Origin of the sequence: Virgibacillus salexigens (assembly GCF_014905415.1) — a bacterium.
Lineage (GTDB): Bacteria > Bacillota > Bacilli > Bacillales > Amphibacillaceae > Virgibacillus > Virgibacillus salexigens.
On the sequence record NZ_BNEO01000007.1, the window covers coordinates 67162 to 88148 of the forward strand.

General features: G+C 36.3%; 28 protein-coding genes and 1 riboswitch. Of the genes, 24 read left to right on the forward strand and 4 right to left on the reverse strand.

Features of this window, described 5'->3' with window-relative positions; all coding sequences use genetic code 11:
- Window position 1 precedes the first annotated feature (1 nt).
- From JKP73_RS19975 to JKP73_RS20050, 16 genes are all read left to right on the forward strand, one after another.
- Window positions 2-796 (forward strand): ATP-binding protein, encoded by a 795-nt coding sequence (locus tag JKP73_RS19975; RefSeq protein WP_200411719.1) that lies wholly within the window; start codon window positions 2-4, stop codon window positions 794-796.
- Complete coding sequence (locus JKP73_RS19980; RefSeq protein WP_200411720.1) at window positions 797-979, forward strand: hypothetical protein; 183 nt, start codon at window positions 797-799, stop codon at window positions 977-979.
- Window positions 980-1081: 102 nt separating this feature from the next.
- Window positions 1082-1315, forward strand: a complete 234-nt coding sequence (locus JKP73_RS19985) for a hypothetical protein (RefSeq protein WP_200411721.1) — start codon at window positions 1082-1084, stop codon at window positions 1313-1315.
- A 20-nt stretch (window positions 1316-1335) separates the two neighbouring features.
- Window positions 1336-1590: a hypothetical protein gene (locus JKP73_RS19990; RefSeq protein ID WP_200411722.1), complete on the forward strand. Its 255-nt coding sequence runs from the start codon at window positions 1336-1338 to the stop codon at window positions 1588-1590.
- 57 nt (window positions 1591-1647) lie between these two features.
- Complete coding sequence (locus JKP73_RS19995) at window positions 1648-2127, forward strand: ArpU family phage packaging/lysis transcriptional regulator (protein WP_200411723.1); 480 nt, start codon at window positions 1648-1650, stop codon at window positions 2125-2127.
- Window positions 2127-2354, forward strand: coding sequence for a hypothetical protein (locus JKP73_RS20000; protein ID WP_200411724.1), 228 nt, complete (start codon window positions 2127-2129; stop codon window positions 2352-2354). The genes JKP73_RS19995 and JKP73_RS20000 overlap by 1 nt, the downstream gene beginning before the upstream one ends.
- 170 nt (window positions 2355-2524) lie before the next feature.
- Window positions 2525-3856, forward strand: a complete 1332-nt coding sequence (locus JKP73_RS20005; protein WP_200411725.1) for a protein kinase domain-containing protein — start codon at window positions 2525-2527, stop codon at window positions 3854-3856.
- Window positions 3857-4022: 166 nt separating this feature from the next.
- Window positions 4023-4883: an HNH endonuclease gene (locus tag JKP73_RS20010; protein WP_200411726.1), complete on the forward strand. Its 861-nt coding sequence runs from the start codon at window positions 4023-4025 to the stop codon at window positions 4881-4883.
- A 227-nt stretch (window positions 4884-5110) separates the two neighbouring features.
- Window positions 5111-5392, forward strand: a complete 282-nt coding sequence (locus tag JKP73_RS20015) for a hypothetical protein (RefSeq protein ID WP_200411727.1) — start codon at window positions 5111-5113, stop codon at window positions 5390-5392.
- Window positions 5393-5426: 34 nt separating this feature from the next.
- Window positions 5427-5660, forward strand: coding sequence for a pilin (locus JKP73_RS20020; RefSeq protein WP_058950435.1), 234 nt, complete (start codon window positions 5427-5429; stop codon window positions 5658-5660).
- A gap of 38 nt (window positions 5661-5698) precedes the next feature.
- The gene (locus JKP73_RS20025) at window positions 5699-5878 is read left to right on the forward strand and encodes a hypothetical protein (RefSeq protein ID WP_079708052.1); all 180 of its coding nucleotides are present in this window, start codon (window positions 5699-5701) and stop codon (window positions 5876-5878) included.
- Window positions 5879-5946: 68 nt separating this feature from the next.
- On the forward strand, window positions 5947-6540 hold the full coding sequence (locus JKP73_RS20030) for a hypothetical protein (protein ID WP_200411728.1): 594 nt from the start codon (window positions 5947-5949) through the stop codon (window positions 6538-6540).
- 9 nt (window positions 6541-6549) lie between these two features.
- On the forward strand, window positions 6550-7161 hold the full coding sequence (locus JKP73_RS20035) for a hypothetical protein (RefSeq protein ID WP_200411729.1): 612 nt from the start codon (window positions 6550-6552) through the stop codon (window positions 7159-7161).
- The gene (locus JKP73_RS20040; RefSeq protein WP_200411730.1) at window positions 7154-8188 is read left to right on the forward strand and encodes a toprim domain-containing protein; all 1035 of its coding nucleotides are present in this window, start codon (window positions 7154-7156) and stop codon (window positions 8186-8188) included. Before JKP73_RS20035 ends, JKP73_RS20040 begins: the two co-directional genes overlap by 8 nt.
- Window positions 8189-8226: 38 nt before the next feature.
- Window positions 8227-8622 (forward strand): hypothetical protein, encoded by a 396-nt coding sequence (locus tag JKP73_RS23255; protein ID WP_234447143.1) that lies wholly within the window; start codon window positions 8227-8229, stop codon window positions 8620-8622.
- A gap of 296 nt (window positions 8623-8918) precedes the next feature.
- Window positions 8919-9025, forward strand: a riboswitch (SAM riboswitch).
- Window positions 9026-9139: 114 nt separating this feature from the next.
- On the forward strand, window positions 9140-10027 hold the full coding sequence (locus JKP73_RS20050; RefSeq protein ID WP_200411731.1) for a sulfite exporter TauE/SafE family protein: 888 nt from the start codon (window positions 9140-9142) through the stop codon (window positions 10025-10027).
- Window positions 10028-10065: 38 nt separating this feature from the next.
- On the opposite strand, the gene JKP73_RS20055 is transcribed toward JKP73_RS20050, so the two are convergent.
- The 4 genes from JKP73_RS20055 to JKP73_RS20070 all read right to left on the reverse strand — a co-directional run bounded on the left by JKP73_RS20055 (window position 10066) and on the right by JKP73_RS20070 (window position 12615).
- Window positions 10066-10524, reverse strand: coding sequence for a DinB family protein (locus JKP73_RS20055; protein WP_200411732.1), 459 nt, complete (start codon window positions 10522-10524; stop codon window positions 10066-10068).
- Window positions 10525-10719: 195 nt separating this feature from the next.
- Window positions 10720-11241, reverse strand: a complete 522-nt coding sequence (locus JKP73_RS20060) for a LysM peptidoglycan-binding domain-containing protein (RefSeq protein WP_021292662.1) — start codon at window positions 11239-11241, stop codon at window positions 10720-10722.
- Between the two features lie 401 nt (window positions 11242-11642).
- Window positions 11643-12116, reverse strand: a complete 474-nt coding sequence (locus JKP73_RS20065; protein WP_200411733.1) for a DinB family protein — start codon at window positions 12114-12116, stop codon at window positions 11643-11645.
- Window positions 12117-12228: 112 nt separating this feature from the next.
- Window positions 12229-12615, reverse strand: a complete 387-nt coding sequence (locus JKP73_RS20070; protein ID WP_021292660.1) for a MerR family transcriptional regulator — start codon at window positions 12613-12615, stop codon at window positions 12229-12231.
- A 94-nt stretch (window positions 12616-12709) separates the two neighbouring features.
- On the opposite strand from JKP73_RS20070, the gene JKP73_RS20075 reads away from it, so the two are divergent.
- From JKP73_RS20075 to JKP73_RS20110, 8 genes are all read left to right on the forward strand, one after another.
- The gene (locus JKP73_RS20075; protein WP_021292659.1) at window positions 12710-13396 is read left to right on the forward strand and encodes a type 1 glutamine amidotransferase domain-containing protein; all 687 of its coding nucleotides are present in this window, start codon (window positions 12710-12712) and stop codon (window positions 13394-13396) included.
- Between the two features lie 39 nt (window positions 13397-13435).
- A complete protein-coding gene (locus JKP73_RS20080; RefSeq protein WP_021292658.1) occupies window positions 13436-14449 on the forward strand; it encodes an NADP-dependent oxidoreductase in 1014 nt (337 codons plus the stop codon).
- Window positions 14450-14497: 48 nt separating this feature from the next.
- Window positions 14498-15244, forward strand: a complete 747-nt coding sequence (locus tag JKP73_RS20085; RefSeq protein ID WP_021292657.1) for an SDR family oxidoreductase — start codon at window positions 14498-14500, stop codon at window positions 15242-15244.
- Window positions 15245-15371: 127 nt separating this feature from the next.
- Window positions 15372-16244: an ATP-binding protein gene (locus JKP73_RS20090; RefSeq protein WP_021292656.1), complete on the forward strand. Its 873-nt coding sequence runs from the start codon at window positions 15372-15374 to the stop codon at window positions 16242-16244.
- Between the two features lie 14 nt (window positions 16245-16258).
- On the forward strand, window positions 16259-18169 hold the full coding sequence (locus tag JKP73_RS20095; RefSeq protein ID WP_021292655.1) for a vWA domain-containing protein: 1911 nt from the start codon (window positions 16259-16261) through the stop codon (window positions 18167-18169).
- A gap of 57 nt (window positions 18170-18226) precedes the next feature.
- Window positions 18227-18664, forward strand: coding sequence for a GNAT family N-acetyltransferase (locus JKP73_RS20100; protein WP_234447144.1), 438 nt, complete (start codon window positions 18227-18229; stop codon window positions 18662-18664).
- 262 nt (window positions 18665-18926) lie between these two features.
- Window positions 18927-19583, forward strand: coding sequence for a hypothetical protein (locus tag JKP73_RS20105; RefSeq protein ID WP_234447145.1), 657 nt, complete (start codon window positions 18927-18929; stop codon window positions 19581-19583).
- Window positions 19583-20974, forward strand: coding sequence for an efflux RND transporter periplasmic adaptor subunit (locus tag JKP73_RS20110; protein ID WP_160807627.1), 1392 nt, complete (start codon window positions 19583-19585; stop codon window positions 20972-20974). The genes JKP73_RS20105 and JKP73_RS20110 overlap by 1 nt, the downstream gene beginning before the upstream one ends.
- Window positions 20975-20987 lie beyond the last annotated feature (13 nt).

Sequence of the window (20987 nt, forward strand, 5' to 3'; positions counted from 1 at the left end):
GATGGAAGCTATAGGAACGCTGCTTAAACAATCTTTACCTTTTAAAGAATGTCGTGAAAAGGAATGTGAGCAATGCGGAAATCTATACAAATTATACGAAACTCCTAAAGGCATTGTGGGAGCATGTAAACATTGTATGGATCAACAGTTATTAGAAGAACTAAACGTACCAACAAAAGAAGAAAGAGAAAGACTAAAAGAAAAGCGATTTATTGCCACATTTGAACGAGTTACACATGATTTGAAGCAAGCAACGATTGATTCCTATATACCGAAAGAAACATCGCAATACGAAGCAAAAAAAGCAGCCATGCAATATGTCAAAACCTTTGATGGTGTTCATTCACTTCTGTTTAGTGGAGATTGCGGTCTTGGAAAAAGCCATTTATCTTTTGCAATCTCAAAGGAATTGCGAAAACAAGGATATAAAACGCTCTATATCAAGGTCACTGATCTATTTGATTTTATTAAAAACACATATAAACCGGATTCAAGCATAAGTGAAATGCAGATTTTCCAAATGATAGATGAATTAGATTTGTTGGTGCTTGATGATATTGGCTCTGAATATGTGAAAGCGAACGAATATGGACATGAAAGCTGGGCATCTGATGTGCTGTATAAAGTATTCGATATGCGACTCAATAAATCAGTCATTTGCTCAACGAATTATTCTGAGAAAATGCTTACTGAAAAATATGGGAATCATGGCAATCGTATTATTGATCGGATGATGGATTTAGCAAAAGCAATCCGACTTGAAGGAGAAAGTTACAGACGAAAGGAGAGGTTTTAAATGTGGCAAGGAATGAAAAGTGTAATGGTATTTGACCCTAAGGACAGTCAAGAAGAAACAGAACATAAATGGATGGAGTGGAACAGGCATAAAAGTGCTGTTAGCTACAAATATGTACCAACGGCAGAAGAGACTAAAAAAAGATTAATAGAACAGGAACGTCACAATAAAAGATATGCCTAGTATCTCTGCAACGTTCCCGACTTACTCATAGATATTATAGCATTCATTGAAGGATAGTTAAATGCGATATATGCGGTTAAATGAATTTGGGGAGGTATCGTTTTGCAAGCTATAAATCGTACTAATAAAAAGGAAATTAATATACATGCAAGTTATTCAGAGGCACATTTTATTGGTGAAGCACTTTCATCATATCGGTTAGTTATGCAAAAACTCTATGGAGTAAATAGCGAGGAAGAAAAGTACATTGGAGAGCTGTTGCATGCAATTCGAAATCCATCAGTAAAAAATAGAAAGCACGTGAACGAGAGAGATAGCTTAGAAAGGGGAATTTGAAGGATGGAGGCTGGAACAACATGATTGATGTGAATGCACAAATGCATGTTTATGAATACCTAGGGAAAGAAAATGATCCCCTTTATAACAATATAACGCAATTAAAGGTCAATCAGTCTATCCAGATTCCTGAAACAAAAATGCAAATAACAAAAACTAGATTTGGGATTTATGAAATTGTATCAACTGAACAGCACGAATGTTATTCATCGGCCCAATCTTTATATGAACAAATTAATGCTTTACTGAATGCCATTTCACTTGAAAGGTTATGAAAAGATTTTAGTAGATAGAGTGGGATTTTTACGATAATAGCGAAAGGATGATGATAAATGAATTTTGCTGCTGATATTGAAGGGGTTTTTACGAAAGAAGAGATTGAATCATTTTTAAAAGACGAACAACAATTTTACATCGAATATGCGGAAGAAAACTGGCTTGATCGTTATTTCAAAATAAAGGCGATGTCGCAAAGAACACATGTACCGAGCATTACTTCCGTTATATCTGATACACCAGGTAGTTCAAATCTTAATCACAGTAAAATAGAACAATTTGCATTGAAATCCATTCAAGCGAGTGAATGGTTAGACACACTGTTTTATGCAGTGGAATCACTTACTCCAGCTGAACAGAAATTAATAGAATTAAAGTACATGAAGAAGCGTAACGATGGTTCGAGATACTGTGATGAAGTGATTTATCCTCAGCTGTTTATCGGAAAGACAAGATACTATGAACTGAAAAAAGAGGCTTTAGAAATGCTGGGCAGAAATTTATATGGTTTATTTAGCGAAAGAGGTTGTTCGTAATGATGGCTTTGGCAAAGGCGGTGAAGAAAACAGTATTAGTTATATTTTTGCTAATACTGTTTATCGCTTTCTCCACTTTATGTGGAATTGTATTTCTGGCTATTTTCCAGTGGTTTATGCATACTGATTTTTATTTAGGATTGGTTGGTTCTGTTGAGTTTTGGATATGGGTGTTAGGAATTCCGGTTATTATTCTCTTTTTTGCGTTTTGTGCAAATGTTGCTTGAAAGTCTGCTGAATAAAGTTGTATCATAATACCCCTTTGGATATAATTGTCTAAAGGGATTTTTTATGTTGAAGTAACATATCAGTTTGCAACAATCAGGCCAGGTTGATCATTTGTTACAATTTACCTAAAGTTGAATAAGTTTCACAAGCACAATTTTGGAGTGAGAAAATGAAAATAAATGAATTGAATTATGAAAATGTACATGGTTCTGGTAGTTTTGCAGTCATACAGCGTTACAAGGATCCTAACACTAAAATAAAATATGCTGTAAAAAAGTTAAAGAGAGATTATGTAGGAAATCCAGATTATGTAGAAAGATTTATTAAAGAAATAGAATATACGAAGAGGCTGAGTCAAAGTAAAAATATAATAGAAATTTTCGGAGAAGAAATAAACCATGAAACTAAATCATTTTATTATATTATGCCGTTTGCTAATTATAATCTTAATGAATACATTACCAACAATAATAGTGACTTAACCTTTCAACAGAGAATTTATATATTCGATCAAATCCTAGATGCGATTAAATATGCACATGGGAGAAATATTTGGCATAGGGATTTAACTCCAACAAATACTTTGGTTTTTTTTGATGAAAATAAGAAAGAAATAATAAAAGTATGTGATTTTGGATTGGGGAAAGATCCGGAAAGTTTGTCCAGAATGGCAAATTCATCTATTGCGGGACATGGTCAATGGATGTATGTTGACCCTGATCAACTTGATTCATTAAAGAATGGTAATAATTTAAGTGATGTGTTTTCACTAGGAAAGATCTTGTATTTTGTATTAACTGGTAAAAACCCAATAGTGTTAAAGAACTGCAAGTTTGAGAAAGTTATAGAAAAGGCAATTAATAAAGAATACAGTAGCATTTTAGATTTTGAAGAGGATTTCAATAAAATGAGGGGTATTTATGTTCAATTGGAAAACTCGGAACCTTTGACTTTACTTGAGTACATTGAAACAAATATTCAAAATTTAAATTGGAATGAATTCCATAGAATATCTTTAAGAGCAGCCACTGTAGAGCATTATTACGATGACTTTATGGCGCCTGCAATGAAAGTTTTAAATGACGCAACACAAGTTAGGAAATTTTTAGATACTATTGGTAGTGACGATCAACTATTTATTAATAAATTTGTTGAGGCACTACACCATTGTCATAGTAGTATTGGTTGGCCATTCAATCAATTAGATAATTTTACAAGGTTTTTAGTAAGGTTTGCACATGAGAGTACTAGTCAAGACGTAAAATTAATGTGTTTAAAGGAAGCATGGTACATTGCTGCTGTATGTGATCAATGGTCATCACAGGATTTATTAATAACTACATTAGAGAAACATCATTTTTCAGAGAACATCGATGAGGGATTTGCCTCTTATATTTTAGAAGTTGGTAAATCGTTTAGTAAACTGGAGAGATTGAACTTAAACTCGGTCAAATCCCATAGAATTAAAAGGGCACTGGGAAATTTAAGAGAAAATACCTAAGGTTTTTATGAGTTTTATTTATTAATAATCGAGTGCAGTTGTTAAATAGATGTTGCGTTTCAATCGGGTCAAGATTGTTTAAAACATGTTGGGTAGCATAAGTACTGCTTTTCTTTCGATTAAATTACTTAGTAGTTTTACGTCTTTAAAGATAGGGGAGCGCGAAATGAGTTCTATACAAGAGTGGGGAAACAAAGTTGATTGGAAAAAAAGGGTTAAAGCTGTTTGCAAACCGTGTTGGGAACTTAAATATTGTCCGTATGGACCACTTGTTGAGGAGTTTCCAGTCAAGGAAAAAGAAGATGATCATAAATGTAGAATCTTCGGTCATGATTGTCCGGTTTTCTACGTAGCTGAACCTTTTACAGAGACCAAAGAACTTAGAGATATTAGCAGAAACATTCCGCGCCCCGTTCAATTTAGAGTATTGAAACGTGATAATCAAATATGCCGGCAATGTGGACAAGCTGTTCAAGATGAAGAAATAGAATTTGATCACATTATTCCTTTTTCTAAAGGTGGCAGTTCAGATGAAAATAATATAAGACTTCTCTGCTCAACATGTAATAGAAAAAGAAGTAATAACTTTGAAGATGAATATCTTGTAAGAGATTCAAGAGACCATATCATGAAACCGAGTAATATAGAAATTATTGATTTTTTACTGGATCTTATAGATTTTTATCATGAATTTGTTCGTGATAATCAAGAGAAACCTAGTCTTTCTGATTACGATGAATTTACAGATAACGACACTGAACTAACAAACGCAATTACTAGTATAGCTAAAGATATAATAATTTTTTTTAAATCTGAAAAGCCAAAAGAAATGAGAAGTAATCTTTTTAATGCACTTAAATACAGATGGGGATTTGTTGACAGTTTCTTGTACTCAATAAATGAAGTGTCTTTAAAATTTGAAGTAGATTTAGAAAAAATAATAATTGAAGAGAAGTACTTTATTCAACTAATTGGGTGGAACATACCATTGAGTAAGGGCAATAAAAAAAAGTGGGAAACAAAATAATATCAACTATTTAATTAAAACGCACGATTGCGGAATAATAAATGTAACCTTGATCAGAAAATATTAGCGAACTTTTCACGAACATTTACCGAACGAACAACGAACAAAATTTCATAAAAGCGGTGTTAAAGTATTAGTATCAGGAAGTTTCGGACTTCCGATGATGAACTCTTTTCTTTTGCGAGAAAAGGGTTTTTATTTTGCTCTATTTTAGGAGGTGAAATGAATTGTCTAATTTTACACAGCAGGGAAATCAAGAAGCGAAAACATTAAAAGGAAACGAGGATAAGAAAAATAAGCCTGATGCGCCAAATAAAGCTTCAAGGCCAAAAAAGAAGAAGCCAGCGAAACCAGCCAGCTTTAAAGAATTTGAAGCATTGGCAATCGAAATTGTTGAAGCGAATGGCGGCTCCTATTACGAATGGCTTCATAAGCAGCATCAGGAAATTATCTTGAATTTTAATGTTCATAATCAAAAACAAATAAAAGAGGTAGCAAAACAATCTTAAAAACAGCTATTTAAAGGAAAGGGGTTGAGAATCTATGCAGGATGCAATTCAAACAATCACAAATATCACGGACGGCATTAAACCAATTGCACCAGTTCTTGCTGGACTGGTGCTTGTTGTCATTGGTCTGCTTTGGACTTTTGCAAAAGATCCTCAAAAGAAAGAGATGTATACCGGATGGATGGTTAATGTTGCTATCGGTTTTGGTATTGTTTACTTGGCAGCAAGCCTTGTCAGCTGGCTTGGTGGTCGTGTCGTCGGGTTTTAATATAATTTACTCTATTCATTTACCTGGGAGGTGGAGCAATGGCGAAAGAACATAAGTACTTTGTCAGTTACGTTTATTCCGAAGGGTGGGGGAACATTGATGTTACTTTACCTGAACCGATACAAAATATTGATGATATACGATCTATGGAACAAGCGATTGCTGAAAATCAAGAGTTGGATGAATCGGTTTGTGTACAAAATTTCCAAGCATTATAAGGAAATTATTTTATAGGCTTCTCTTTATAATGGGGGAAGCCTACTTTATTTAAATTGGAGGTAGTGCAATGAATACAAAAGAACTTGCAAACAAATATGCTGAGTTACTGGCTGCAAAAGACAAGGTAACAATGCACCCTGAGGATAAAGGCTATGAATGGAAATATAATCAATTAAGTACGTTTTATCAAGATGCGGTATTAAAAACAAAATTGCCAAAGGAAAGGTTAGCTGAAATTGAGAAAGAAGGAGAATTCTTGCATGAACAATACGAAAGAGAACAAGAGGAAGCTAATCAATTTAAAGAAACGTATAAAAATAATGTGCTAAACAATCTGGAAGGTTCAAAAGAAGAACAAGCCTTCAAAAAAGCCTATAAACATAAGGTATTAGCATTTCTTGATAAGGAGCAGGATGAAAAGCAAGAAACAGGAGTGAACAAAGATAAAAGGGATCAACAAATGGAAGCATTTGAATCGAAATATGGTTATGAGAAAGTGTATGCATTGAAAAAGGAAGTATTGGATGATATACGTGAAATGAATTTAACGGCTTCACAACGCGAAAGACTGAGAGAAGTAGAACGAGATCTAGAGGACGAAAAGAAAATCAAGCTAGGAAAAAATAAGAAAAAGGATACAGAAGTTGAGATGGAGATGTGAGGTGATTAAATGGCATTAAGAACGTTGAAAACCGATAACGCTATTAACTCTTTTACAGCGTTTCAAAATCGTTTTCGTAAAGTAATGTGTGATTCATCGAAAAGAGACATTCCATTAAAACTAAATGATGAACAGTTAGAAGCCCTTTACAATGCGTTCACGCCTGTTATTGAAACAAGCATCTATGCAGAAATGGAACATGTGATGAATGCTATACGAACTAGTTTTGATGCTGTGACTGATGGAAAGGATGAAAATATAAAGCCAGATGCATATATGAGTAATGATAAACATTTTAAAAGGTTCATTACACATATAGTAACGAATTATCAATCATTACAAGCCCAACGGATTAACATAATAATGGTTTACAATAAAGCGTACCAGAGACTAGAGGATGGTTTGTTTGGGGAAACTTTTGTTAGTGAAAATGGGTTTCAAACAGCGTACGAGCTTCATAACCAATTAATCCAAGCATTTCATGATGGCTACCATGACTTATTGTTTGAAGGCACAATACTAGATACAGGTAAAAAAATAGAAGAGAAAGTCATTGAGCCGGTTGTCCAAAGATATGACGTGAAAATGCAGGAGTTGTTAGAAGGTGGTGAAGATGGATAAACAAGACTTGTACAAAAAATTGGTTTATCAAAATATTGAGGATGCGCTATCTGAGTTGAATGCAGAAGATAAAGGACGATATTATATCTGTAATTGTCCTGAATGCAATGAACATGAGGCGTTCATATACAAGAACAATACAAACTTTATTCAATGCAACCGTGAGAATCATTGTGGTGAACGGATGTTATTGCAATTTCATGAGAAAGAGAATGTACATCCCGAAAGAGAAAAGATACAAAAAAACTTTCCAAGCCTTTCAGATGACCAAAAAGAATCACTAACTTGGTCGATGAGGCTTTTTTCTTTTGCAAAAACAGGAACAAAAAGTGAAGTCCTGGATAATGGCTACCGTGGTTTATCAAAGGAAAACGCTAGGAAACATATTGTAGACTTACAAAATGAACAGGTGACAAGTTACTTTTTTAACAAAACAAGCAGCTTGTTAGGAAAAGATTACTCTAAAAATAGTTGGGTGTGCAAACGAAATTTAGTTTTTCCTCTATATGATGAAAACAATATTTTGAATCGAGTGTTGCTTCGGTCTAGTTTGGATCCAACACTGGAACCCAAAGAAATACAGTTAATCATGAATCCTTCCAAAGAAACGAGGGATTTTTTTATGGAGATTCCAGATAAGGCGAAGATGGTTGTATTTAGTGAGTCGTTGCTGGATGCTCTTTCTTTTCGTGAAATAGATCCAAATTGTGGTTTTGTAGCATTAACAGGTGCTTCTAAAACACGGCAGGTGCAAGCATATATTAAGGAGAAAAAAGGCGCGTTTACAGATAAACATATTCTAATGGCAATGGATGATGATAAGGCAGGTTGGAAGGCAGCACAAAAACTGGTTGACACAATGAGAAAAGAGGGCTTAGAGGAAAATATCTCGATGTTCCGTTATAGCGACGGTTTTAAAGATGCCAATGAATTTTTACAAGGCAACAGAACGCAATTTGCAAAAAGATATTTACAAGATACCAAACAATTGCATCGGACAAAACAAATTCAACATGAAATGTCATAAAGCATTCCGTTTGGTGCATGCATAGGAGGGAGCTGTTTATGTATTCCAATGATAAAAGATCATTAACAGAACGTTTAAGCAACTGGAAAATGATGAGTTTATTTACCGTTTGTATCACTGTTATAGGCTTTTTCGTTGGCAATTTCCTACTGCACTTTTTGCAGCAAGTACTATATTTGGTGGAAGGTTTTGCAACGAATCCTGAAGAGGTGAATTTCCATACGTTCTCTGTTGATTGGCACTACTTCTTCATTTTCCAGCGGCATAAAGGGGCTATGAATATGTTGAGTTATTATAGTAATCTTTCTTCAGAGGTATACGATATAGATAAATACATTGGTCTTTCATTTGATGATGTGGAATTTTATAGTGACAGATTAGCTTCCTGTAAGGGGGAAAATCGTGAGCCGGGAGTTGGGACGGGTCGAGTGTAATCGGAATTTTATTTTACGGCCTACTTGTTGCTTTTAGAGGTGTTATATTATCTCTTCGATATAATGGTCATTTTATTGAAGAAAGAAGGGGAATAGAAGGGGATGTTTCTATATAATGCATGTTGCGATTTAAGAGGGATTTTAATATCGATACCTTACGTCAACTAGTCTTTCTTCATCGCTATCACTGATGTAAGCAATGTATGCGAACCTATTTAAAAATTCTGCAAAAGCTATTGACAAAGCTGGGAAGCTCCTATAAAGTGATTATTAAATTAAAATGATATACAATTATTTCCTTATAAAGAGTCGGGGGAGGAATCTGGTCTTTTGATCCCGCAGCAACCTCATGTTAGAGATGAAGGTGCTAAGTCCAGCAGACAAATTGTCTGGAAGATGAGGGTAAATGATCATACCTAAGCCCTTGTCCTTTGAAGGATAAGGGCTTAAAATTTTTTTAATTATAAACCATACTATATTGATCGGAATACTTTAATTAAAAGGAGTGTGTTGCAGCTTGAGAAAATTAATCATATTCTCACTCGTTGGTTTTTTTGCCCAATTAATTGATGGATCGTTAGGAATGGCATTCGGTTTAACATCCTCGTCTTTACTACTAGCATATGGAGTAGCCCCTGCAATCGCATCAGCTTCCATTCATATGGCGGAGATTGCTACTACAGCGGCATCGGGGATTTCCCATTATAAATTTGGCAATGTCGATAAAGGAATTGTATTTCGCTTGATGATTCCTGGAATGATAAGTGCGTTTTGTGGGGCAGCTTTTTTAAGTAGTATACCTGGAGATTTGATTAAGCCTTATATTTCTGGCTTCTTGCTTCTCTTAGGGATATATATCCTCTTCCGTTTTTTAATAATAAAGACAGATACGGGATCGAATGGGAAGCATCGGCAATTGAAGCATCGTTTTTTATATCCTCTTGCTATGATTGCGGGTTTTTTTGATTCCGTAGGTGGTGGTGGCTGGGGGCCAATAAATACCCCTGTGCTCCTTTCCCGAAAAGGAGCAGTGCCTCGTAAGGTAATTGGTACGGTGGATACAAGCGAATTTGGTATTACTATTTCTGCTACGTTAGGCTTTGTAATGTTTTTAGGATGGGAGCAGATTAATTGGATTTGGGTGTTAGCGTTTGTCATTGGTGGCGTATTTGCAGCACCACTTGCTGCTTGGCTTGTTCGGAAAATCCCATCCTTTATCCTTGGCGTATTAGTAGGAGGTTTTATTATTCTAACAAATGCCAATACGATATTAACAGAGATAGCTGTTGCTTCTAATATAACTACAATTATTTATGCAATAATGATTATCGGTTGGATTATTTCGATTGTTACGGTGGTTCGAAGAAATAGCAAATCAGCCAATCAATTCCAAAATGTGGGATAGCAACCAAGATACCCACCGAGTAGGTTTTGGCGGGTATCTTAGTTTATTCCTCTTCCATCATTCCATAAGTGAAACTGTTTTCTAATGTGAACAATTTGTCCAATATGGTATGCGTTATGCATGGTTATATGCGCAATGGTTTCTTCCCAGTCATGGAGGTGTATCGATTCTTTCACTACGCTTTCCCATTCGGAGTATAGGCTGTCGATTTTTAAAAGCGCTGCATCCCAGGAATGATTTTCATTATTATGAAACGTTTCCTTGATTGTTTGTAATGGATGATCCTTGTCCTCCATTTGTTTAAAGCGGTTTAGATGTTTCTCGTTGTAGTAAATTAAATGATTGATAATCTCCCGAATACTATTGGTTTCATCCATGCTTATCTTGGAAGCATCTTCTTCTGTCAGGTCCTTCACTGCAGTTTGGAAGGACACAAACCAGCCATCCGTATCATGGACAGCCTTCAGCTGTACTAATAGTAATTCCTTTGGAGTCATTAAACGTACCTCCTTTTTTAGTATCATAACACATATTTGGAAGTTATCGGAAGATTTCAGCAATAGAAGTAGAATGATAAAAGCAAAGGAGGGGAGAGGAAGCAAAAGGTTACAAAAAATGAAAGGCATGAGTCCGATTTGATTGTGAACTCATGCCCAACAAATTTCCTAATCCGTGGAAAGTTGTACGAAGTATTAATTTACTATTTGAACTGGTAATTCTTTCACTCCAAACTCTAATGCATCATCTAAATCATTCATATAAACATCTAATCTATCTCCTGTAATTGCTCCACCCCTATCTTCGCAAGTAAATGTTTTGTCAAAATATGGTATGGAAATTTTGGTCCCAAAGGATAAGTCTGGCGGGCAAGCAACCGTTTGCCCTTCTTGTACTTCAGCACCTGAAGCTGTTATACCATAACCAGGGTCACCTGGTTCTTTCCCCGTTGATTCATAGCCAGCTGTATAGGCTGTTACTGTATACGTTTCGCCCTTCACATCCGGAATGGTTAGCGTTTGACCAATAAATATTTTATCTGGATCGGTAATAGCAGGATTTGAATTAAGTAGTTCATCCACACTTACATTGTGATCCATTGAAATTTTTGATAGGGCATCTCCCGATTCAACTGTATACTTTCCACTAGCATGTGCTTCGGTAGAAAATAAAAATAAACCTAAAGTTAGTAATGTTACTAAAGTTATGTACTTCATCTTAATACCTCCATTAATTGTTTTAAAAACTGGAATGTTTTTATATGCTTTCGTATATCAATCTACTTTTCCAACGGACTTTAATAGAATTGAAAAATTGTAATCGAATTTTAATAGGGAATGTAGGTTCGGGTATCGATGATAAAAAGAGCTATTCCTAATAAGTGGTCCCGGTTTAGGTGAAGGTTCTAATTGCGGAAGTTAAGGGAAGGTGGTTATTATTATTTTTACTAAAAACAATAATAAAAAGGCATGAGCCCAGCGAACTTCCGGGCTCATGCTAATCAAATCTGATAAGAGATGCTGTAGAATCAGTTGAAAGCTTTTATGATGAGTTTGTATCATGGACGTACCAAATAAAGACGATTGATGAATATTTACCAATATCATAATCTAGAAGGTTAATTAGAAGAAATAGATCGATGTATTCGCTTAATTGTTTCCATATGTAATGCTTCATGGTAAAAGCTAAATAAAAATGCTTCACCAACCGTGTAAAATGTAACTCCTGCCTTGTTTGTAAATGGCGTTGGCAGCTTTTCATACAAACGCCCTTCAATAAAGGATTCTATCCTCGTTTTTTGTTCCGTCAAGACCTCAGCAATCTCTACAAATGAAGGTGGTGCTTCCTCCCAGTTTGCCGGTTTCGTTCCAGCAGCAAAAAAACGTCCAAAGTCTTTAGGAATGTTCATTTCTTCCTTTAAAAGACCAAAGACAAGCTTTTCTTGTATAAATGCGATATGTCCGAAGTTCCAACGAATATTATTGTTAAAACCTTTCGGAATAAAGTCCGACGTTTCCTCTGGAATTTTCTTCATCGCCTGTTCGGTAATGCTGCGTACGGTTTCCATATGTTTAAAAATGGTTTGTTCCAAGAAAAACCCTCCCATATTCATGATCTCTGTTAGTCATTTCGTCATTATTATCCTTTTTTCCTGCTAGATAGTAAGAGATTATATCTATAGAGGACGGTATGATGATGAAATATTAAGAACTTTTCATTCGTCGCGATCGACGTTCCATTGCTTCATAGTAATCAAGCGTACATTCAATTCGTTGCAAGTATTTTTTTCGTTCGGCAATTTCTATTTCTACTTTTTCTTTATGGCTTTGAATCAGCTCTTTTCGATGATGGATGGTTTCTTCCCCTTGATGAAATAATTTTACGTATTGCTTAATATCGATAATAGGCATATTGGTAGATCGAAGTACCATAATAAACTGAATACATTCTAAATTCGTCTCATTATATACACGTACGCCATTTTTATCTCTTTCAATGACAGGAATTAAACCTTCTTTTTCATAATAGCGTAGTGTAGACGGGGACAGGTTAGTCATTTCTGATATTTCATTAATAGAATAATAGGTCATTATTATTTCTCCTTAAGGCATTATAGTTGCGTTAAAGTGTACTTTAACGGATATGATGAAGATGATCAACTATTAAACGTTAAGGGGGATAGAAATGAGTAACAAGATACTTGTTGTCGTAACCAGTTTTGAGAAGTATCCAGATCTAAACCGGGCAACTGGCCTATGGCTAGGTGAAGCGGTTCATTTTGTTAAAAAGGTAACAGAAGCGGGATATAAAGTAGATTACGTCAGTCCTAAGGGAGGATATACTCCAATTGATCCTCATAGTTTAGAAATGGCAGAACCAGTAGATTGGGATTGGTACCAAAACAAAACGTTTATGAACGAGTTAGGTTCTACCATGAAGCCCGAGGAAGTAAGACCTGATGACTATGCGGCTATTTATTTTACTGGTGGCCATGGGGTGGTATGGGATTTCCCTGAGAACCACGAGTTGCAAAAAATAAGTCAACAAATTTATAGAAATGGAGGAATTATTTCTTCCGTCTGTCATGGTGTAGCGGGGTTGCTTAATATAAAGAATGAAAAAAATGAATTTCTCATTAAAGATAAAAAGGTAACAGGTTTTTCCAATGAAGAAGAAAAACTAGCTGGAGTAGATGAATATGTCCCATTTCTTACCGAAGATGAAATTGTCAAACGCGGGGCTAACTATCACAAGGCAGAAAAAGCCTATGATGCGTATGCTATAGAAGATGGGAGAATAATAACTGGCCAAAATCCTGCGTCAAGTGAAGACGTGGCAGTTCTTGTATTAAATCAGTTAAAGAACGGGTAAATATCTATTGGAATATTTCATTTTATAAGGAGGATGAAGATGAAACAACAGCAACTTATTTTACATGAACGACCGAATGGTTTACCAGATGATAACACTTTTCAATTTAAAGAGGTAGCAGTAGGAGAGCCTAAAGAAAATCAGTTGTTATTAAAGACATTATATGTGTCTGTAGATCCCTATATGAGAGGGAGAATGTCTGACGGGCCATCCTATATTGAGCCTTTCCAAGTAGGTGCTCCTTTGAATGGAGGTATTGTGTCTCAAGTGGTGGAATCGAGGAGTGAATCGTTTGAAAAAGGTGATATTGTAACTGGGCAGCTCGATTTTCAAGCGTACCATGTTGTTGAGCCAAAACAGGTTCGTAAAGTAGACACTTCTGGTTTAAGTCCGAGCACGGCGCTGGGACCGCTTGGGATGCCAGGATTAACTGCTTATTTCGGAATGATGCATATTGGTGAACCGAAAGAAGGAGAAACGGTAGTCATTTCGGGTGCTGCAGGGGCAGTTGGCCAGGTGGCAGGTCAGCTTGCGAAACAAGCAGGTGCGCATGTTATTGGCATCGTTGGTTCAAAAGAGAAGGCTGACTATATAACTAAAACATTGGGATTTGAAGGTGCTGTTGAGTATAAGCAAGGAAATGTTTATAAACAATTAAAGGCAGCCTGCCCGAATGGCATCGATGTGTATTTTGAGAATGTAGGTGGAGAAATCTCTGATGCAGTCTGGCCGTTGTTAAACACTTTTGCGCGTGTACCCGTTTGTGGTGCTATTTCATCCTACAATTTAAAAGCAGGCGAAAAGGATATCGGTATTCGCGTACAACAGTATCTGATTAAAGCAAGGGCTAAGTTACAAGGCTTTCTCGTAGCAGATTATGCGAGCCATTATAAAGAGGCTTATCAAGTTTTAGGCAATGGCATATCAAAAGGTGCAATAAAGTATGAGGAAACCATCCATGAAGGATTCCACGCAATTCCTGATGCGTTTCTTGGATTGTTTTCGGGACAAAACATTGGGAAACAGCTTATAAAAGTGGCAGATGCTGAATAAAACACCAATACTTGCCTTAAAGAATAATGATAATGGAGGTTTGTAAATATGGCGGATTGGAAAGGTAAGTCCATCGTAATTACAGGAGCAAGTAGTGGAATTGGTGAAGCGACAGCGGAACGTTTTGTTAAAGAAGGTGCAAATGTTGTTTTAGCAGCAAGAAGAGAAGATAGACTAGCTGAGATTCAAAGCCGCTTACAACCTTATGCTGGGGAGGTAAAGATAAAAGCAACGGATGTTACTTCCCAGCAAGAAGTAGAAGCGTTAATACAATATGCCATTCGTGAACATAATCAAGTAGATGTGTTGTTTAATAATGCCGGTTTAATGCCACTTAGTTTCATGAAGAATACGAAGGTGGATGAGTGGGATCGAATGATTGATGTAAATATTAAAGGTGTGCTGTATGGAATAGCAGCTGTCCTACCACATATGCTAGAGCGAAATGAAGGTCATATTCTCACCACATCTTCTATTGCGGGACATGAAGTAATGCCTTCTGGAGCTGTATATTGTGGAACTAAATTTGCTGCGCGTGTAATTATGGAAGGTTTGGGCAAGGAGATAGCAAAAAGCAATGTCCGTACGACTACCATTTCCCCAGGTGTGGTTGAAACAGAACTTACCAATACGATTACAGACCTAGAAGTTCAAGAAATGATGAAACAAGGTTTTGGTGAAGGAATGGTTCCTCTTGAAAGCTCGGATATAGGAGAAGCTGTCTTTTATGCTGTAAACCAACCACAAAATGTCGATGTGGGTGAAATCATTGTTAAGCCAACAAATCAACAATAATTAAATAGTAGTGATAGGAAGCAGGCACATAAAACGTGCTTGCTTTTTTTCTTTTTTAAGGAAAAAACGCTCTTACTTTTGTAATTCCAGGCAAAAAGGATACAATAGCTGTGAAAGGAGTTTATGCATGACTACGAACTATGAAATACCAGAAAACATTACAAAATTAGTAAGTACGTATAAACGGAATCAAGATTCTTACAATGAATTAATTCGTAATGGCGGCTATCTACCGCCAAATCAAGAATTATTGATAGATGCGATTACAGCATTAAGCATGAGAAAGAATATCTTATTAAAAGGACCAACTGGAGCAGGAAAGACAAAATTTGCTGAAACACTCTCTAGTCTTTTTCAACAGCCGATGTTTAATGTTAATTGCTCTGTAGACTTGGACGCTGAGAGTCTATTAGGGTTTAAGACCCTTGCTTATGAGGGAGATAAACAAGTAATTGACTTTGTACCTGGGCCAGTAATTAATGCAATGCAACATGGCACCTTCTTATATATTGATGAAATTAACATGGCCAAACCAGAGACGTTGCCATTAATTAATGGTGTGCTTGATTACCGAAGAACGATTACCAATCCATTTACGAATGAGATTGTAACCGCAAATGAAGGGTTTAATGTAATTGCAGCAATTAATGAGGGGTATGTAGGCACGGTCCCATTAAATGAAGCACTGAAAAATCGGTTTGTGGTAATTGAGATTCCATATATTGAAGGAGAACAGCTGAAGCAATTAATAGAAACGAATACACAATTAAAAGACAGAAAAACCATTGACTTATTTGTTAAATTATCAAGTGATTTAATTCAAGCAGTCTACCAAGGCAAGGTAGCTGAAGATGCTGCTTCCATTCGTGCTTTATTGGATGCTTGTGATTTGAGCACGTTTATTCCAGCAAGACGCGCGATACAACGAGCGATCATTGATAAACTAGATGAAGATCGCGAACGTGAATTTGTATTGAACTTAACGGAAACCCTTTTCTAGATAGGAGAATGAGTATGTATCGTTTTCATGATTCGAAAGTAGATACGAATTTATTTCGACAGTTACAAGACCTTACTACTGTACTCTCAGGTAATTCAGAGTTAACGTTTGAATACAGTTTTGGGTCGTATATGGATTTAGTCGACATGAAAGTGACAGCAAGTAGGACATGGGATACGGTTCAAGCAGATATGCAAGCAGCTGGCCTAAAAACCGATGTATTGCTACGAACGATTGGGTCATTTCGATATGCAAACATACCAGCAATGAAAGACTTTCTGGAGATAGCAGGTGAATCTTCATTACCAAAATTCGCTACTCAATTATTTGCTTTGTTTGAAGATATTCGGTTAGAAGAAACGATTAAACAAGAACGACCTGGTACACGGCGGTTATTTGAAGTACGAAAAAACTATTATCGGCATAAATTTGAAAATGAGCGAGCTGCTCATGTAACGAGGGGGCTGCCACTAGATGAATTGTTTTGCTTAATTTATTTAACACTTCAATCGAATCGTCCAGACCCGAGTTTTCCTGGAGCAACCGACGAGCAACTTGAGCAATTAAAAAAGTTGAACACCCTCATTTATTCCGTATTTGAAGCAAGAAACACGTATCAGATTTCGCAAATTGCGGCAACTATTGTTACCCAATTACAACAATTATACAAGGATACTGTTCATCAGTATTTTGTGTTTCCAATTATGCATATTGATAATTATGAGAAAAACACCCTATTCGATGAGTTAACGCGCACAGATGAGCTAGCAAATGATGATAAAGAAGAACTAAATGAGGATAAGAATGAGTATATTGACGAACAGTTCTCTACATGGCATAGGGAAAATGAAAATAGTGATCGGAAGCAAACCTTTCTCCAATTTGAACTGGAAGTTGGTACAAAAACAAATGTTTTGGGAAATGGAGCCAGGGAAACCGAAGATGGGGATCAAGCAATGGGTACGATTCAAGGATCGTCTGGACAAACTAACAATAATGATTATTCGGATTTAGAATCACTAGATAAGCAAGAGACGAAGCAAGGAAGCAGCGGAGAAAATAGATACGGAGAAGAAAATAAAGATGCTGTTAAACTGGAAAAAGAAGCAGATCCGCCAACAAAAGAACAGATGGATTTATATCACGAGTATATGCTTGAGGTTGAGCCGTTTAAACGAAAATTATCCAATGTGATAAAGAAAACAATCGAGCATAAGGTGAATGCTCCGAGAAAAGATTTGATGGTTGGTAGACTATCCAAAAAATTATTACCAATCGTACTTGATGAAAAACCACGTCTGTTTTATAAAAAAAACCAAGAATCGAAAGAGTTTGATGCCGCATTTACATTATTAGTAGACTGTTCTGCTTCGATGCAAGGTAAGATGGAGGAAACGAAACGTGGGATTGTATTATTTCATGAGGTTTTAACCTCCTTCCATATTCCTCATTCCATTGTTGGTTTTTGGGAAGATGCAATGGAAGTGAAGGAGCATTATCAACCGAATTATGTCCACCGAATTCACTCGTTTTCTGACTCTTTCTATGAATCTCAGGGGGCGAAAATGATGCAATTGGAACCCCGGGAAGACAATCGTGATGGATTCAGTATTCGGGTAGCAACAGAAGAATTAGAGAAGCGCCGTGAAAAGAATAAGTTTTTACTTGTTTTTTCAGATGGCGAACCTGCTGCTGCGAATTATAATCAAAATGGGATAGTCGATACAAACCTTGCTGTACTTGAAGCTCGTAAGAAAGGAATAGAGGTAATTGGGATATTTCTTGCTGATGGTGCAGTAGATGAATCAGAAGACCAGTTAATGCGTAATATTTATGGGAAAGAGCGGGTTATTGTACCTAGTGTTTCAGAACTTCCAGAGCATTTTGCTCCGTTATTGAAAAAGTTATTATTAAAGGTTATTTGATCATTTAATGATTACCAACGAAAGTGAAGTGGAAAAATGAACCTCCAAATCCGAGAGGTGAGTAAAGATAATTGGAAGACGATCGCTTGCCTGTCTGTTAGTCAAGAGCAAGAAGCGTTTATCGAAAGCAATTCATTCTCGATATTACAATCTATCTTTGAGGAAGAATGGTATTCCGTAGGATTGTATGTTGACGATAAAGCAATTGGATATGCGATGTATGGAGAGGATAAGGACAGCGGTGATATTTGGCTTGATCGTTTTATGGTGGATAGGCATGCTCAAGGCAACGGATATGCAGCAAAACTATTGCCTAAACTATTATCGCTTATTGAAAAGCAGTATGATTATCCAGCTCATATTTATTTGAGTGTCACATCAGATAATATTCACGCACAACAGTTTTATAGGAAGTTCGGTTTTCGTTTTAATGGGGAACAAGATAATAATGGTCTGATTCCCGGAATGATAATGGTCCGATATAATCAGTCATAAACTATAACGTTCTGGTTTTCGATTTTTTTCGGAGCCTGAACGTTTTTAATATACGTATTGTTGGAAGCATTCATCTTTTCGCTGAAAATCCGACAGGAATCCGTTTTTTGCTAAAAAGTTGTAATAATATGGAATCTTATTAGCAATCATTTACAAAAATAATAGATTTTTATCTGATTCTGCGATAAAATTGAGGAAATATTTGAAATTATGATAACTGAGATACAGAAAAGGGATGTAGCGGATGACATATCGTAGCAACGTGTTTAAATTTCTTTTTTCCACGGAGGATCATTTATTTCGAATAAAGAAAGCAGAGAAATTACATAATCTGTGGAAAATGAATAGTCTACTTCTATTGAGCGCAGTCATCTTATATGCGTGGATGGCGTATTTGGGAATAGGAACAAATTTTCTTTCCAATGGCGCTGTAGGGCTCACCCCGCTGGAATATGAACAACAGAAGTTCTGGTTCTTAATAGGAAGGGTCCTATACGCCTTATTAATTGCGGCCTTTATATTATTTATTCCTTCGTTGATTTATTATGCTATTACAGGTATCCCTTATCAAAAACTAGTAATCTTGCAACAAGTGGTACTACTAGTTATGTTATTGGAGCGGTTGATTTGGATTCCCCTTGCCCTTTTTAATGGCTTGGACTGGTACGTTTCCCCATTGTCTTTGGGTATTATTGCTTCCTACTTATTCGATCATGCTTATCCTATTTACTTTTTTGGAGCAATTTCATTGTTCCAGATTTGGATAATTTGGTTTCAAGTTACGTTTATAGGTTATTTATCAGAAATAAAAAAGCGATGGCTATGGGTAATTATCGTCGGATTACATATTTTTTATTGGGCACTTGCCGCTTTATTAGCATTTGCTGATCAATACATCATAAATGGGTGGTTTGGGTAATGCGAAAATATAAAAAGCGTTTCCTGCAAGCAGCAGTTATCTTATTTATTGGTTTGAACTTTATTCTAGTCTATATCGATAAGGAAGAAAAGGTTGATCGAATTGCCTATATATCGGAGTGGTCAAAGGCTTTTCAAACAGATTTAGAAGAAAACCTTCATACTTCAGGAGTCTTAACAGCAGTGGATGAGAATTATGTGTACTTTGATGAACAGGCAGGGAGTTTTGCTGAGTTTTTAGTTGAAAAGGGGGACCAAGTAACTAACGGTGACCCCCTGTTTTCTTATACAGTAGATAATTATTATGAAGCCGAATCGCAGTTACTACAAGCAATCACGCAACTAGAAGGCGAAATAACAGCAATTCAACAAGCTATTTCGCAAATGAATGCTGTCCAAATTCCGCAGACGAATACAGAAGCCCCGCCATCTTTAGAAATTACCGAAGAAGAAATACAAGTAGAATTTCCGCAAGACCCAATACAAGCTGCAATTGTGAAGGAGCAATACCTTGTTGAGAAAGAGAAAGAGCTGGCTCAAAAAAATGCTGCATTAACGAGCATGGAAGACCAGTTAACAGAACTTCAATCAACTGGAGATACGATCACAGTAGAAAGTCCATATTCAGGAAGTGTAGCTGCCATTTCACCAGAATTAAAAGACCCTATTATGATAATCGAAAGTCAAGAACTGCAAGCAGAAGGGGAATTATCTGAACAAGATCGAGCAGCAATCGAAACTGGTCAGCCCGTAGAAATAGAAGTAGTTGAGAAGGATATTCATTTACAAGGAACGATTGAACAGGTAAGTGATAAGCCAAAAGATACACCTACTGTAAATGATGCTAGTATTTATCCGTTCATTGTAAGCTTACAAGATGATGGTCATGATAGTGGAACAGCAGAAGCTACACTACCATCAGACGAATCAGCAGATGAAACCGTGCCTACTGAAGGTAGAGATACCCAGGATAACCAAACAGACCTCCCAGAAAAAGAAGTAGACAAAGAAAACAACGTTGATCAGCAGTTGCCAGAAAAAACAAATTTGTTACCTGGTTATCATACGAGACTAGTGATTACAACGAAGTCATCTATGCAAGCGACTGCCCTTTTTGAAGAGATGGTTCATCAAAATACAGTATGGAAAATGACAAATGAAGGGAAGATTATGGAACAGCAAATCGAATCAGGGATTTTGATGAATAAAATGCTTGAGATAACTTCCGGTGTCCAACCTAATGAATGGGTGGCGGGAAATCCTGAGAGTCAACTTCGTAATCAAGCTGCTTTTATTACACCGTTAAAATGGGGTAATGGGTTTAGAAGCACAATAAACCCTAAGGAAATAAAATGGTACGAACCACTCCTTACTGGGTTGGTATCAAGGTAAAAAGAAATCGGTT

Bases quoted from the DNA above. Each gene is read 5' to 3' on its own strand.
- JKP73_RS19975 (WP_200411719.1), top strand. From the start codon at position 2: ATGGAAGCTATAGGAACGCTGCTTAAACAATCTTTACCTTTTAAAGAA.
- JKP73_RS19980 (WP_200411720.1), top strand. From the start codon at position 797: ATGTGGCAAGGAATGAAAAGTGTAATGGTATTTGACCCTAAGGACAGT.
- JKP73_RS19990 (WP_200411722.1), top strand. From the start codon at position 1,336: ATGATTGATGTGAATGCACAAATGCATGTTTATGAATACCTAGGGAAA.
- JKP73_RS19995 (WP_200411723.1), top strand. From the start codon at position 1,648: ATGAATTTTGCTGCTGATATTGAAGGGGTTTTTACGAAAGAAGAGATT.
- JKP73_RS20000 (WP_200411724.1), top strand. From the start codon at position 2,127: ATGATGGCTTTGGCAAAGGCGGTGAAGAAAACAGTATTAGTTATATTT.
- JKP73_RS20005 (WP_200411725.1), top strand. From the start codon at position 2,525: ATGAAAATAAATGAATTGAATTATGAAAATGTACATGGTTCTGGTAGT.
- JKP73_RS20010 (WP_200411726.1), top strand. From the start codon at position 4,023: ATGAGTTCTATACAAGAGTGGGGAAACAAAGTTGATTGGAAAAAAAGG.
- JKP73_RS20020 (WP_058950435.1), top strand. From the start codon at position 5,427: ATGCAGGATGCAATTCAAACAATCACAAATATCACGGACGGCATTAAA.
- JKP73_RS20025 (WP_079708052.1), top strand. From the start codon at position 5,699: ATGGCGAAAGAACATAAGTACTTTGTCAGTTACGTTTATTCCGAAGGG.
- JKP73_RS20030 (WP_200411728.1), top strand. From the start codon at position 5,947: ATGAATACAAAAGAACTTGCAAACAAATATGCTGAGTTACTGGCTGCA.
- JKP73_RS20035 (WP_200411729.1), top strand. From the start codon at position 6,550: ATGGCATTAAGAACGTTGAAAACCGATAACGCTATTAACTCTTTTACA.
- JKP73_RS20040 (WP_200411730.1), top strand. From the start codon at position 7,154: ATGGATAAACAAGACTTGTACAAAAAATTGGTTTATCAAAATATTGAG.
- JKP73_RS23255 (WP_234447143.1), top strand. From the start codon at position 8,227: ATGTATTCCAATGATAAAAGATCATTAACAGAACGTTTAAGCAACTGG.
- JKP73_RS20055 (WP_200411732.1), bottom strand. From the start codon at position 10,524: ATGACTCCAAAGGAATTACTATTAGTACAGCTGAAGGCTGTCCATGAT.
- JKP73_RS20060 (WP_021292662.1), bottom strand. From the start codon at position 11,241: ATGAAGTACATAACTTTAGTAACATTACTAACTTTAGGTTTATTTTTA.
- JKP73_RS20070 (WP_021292660.1), bottom strand. From the start codon at position 12,615: ATGACCTATTATTCTATTAATGAAATATCAGAAATGACTAACCTGTCC.
- JKP73_RS20075 (WP_021292659.1), top strand. From the start codon at position 12,710: ATGAGTAACAAGATACTTGTTGTCGTAACCAGTTTTGAGAAGTATCCA.
- JKP73_RS20080 (WP_021292658.1), top strand. From the start codon at position 13,436: ATGAAACAACAGCAACTTATTTTACATGAACGACCGAATGGTTTACCA.
- JKP73_RS20085 (WP_021292657.1), top strand. From the start codon at position 14,498: ATGGCGGATTGGAAAGGTAAGTCCATCGTAATTACAGGAGCAAGTAGT.
- JKP73_RS20090 (WP_021292656.1), top strand. From the start codon at position 15,372: ATGACTACGAACTATGAAATACCAGAAAACATTACAAAATTAGTAAGT.
- JKP73_RS20095 (WP_021292655.1), top strand. From the start codon at position 16,259: ATGTATCGTTTTCATGATTCGAAAGTAGATACGAATTTATTTCGACAG.
- JKP73_RS20110 (WP_160807627.1), top strand. From the start codon at position 19,583: ATGCGAAAATATAAAAAGCGTTTCCTGCAAGCAGCAGTTATCTTATTT.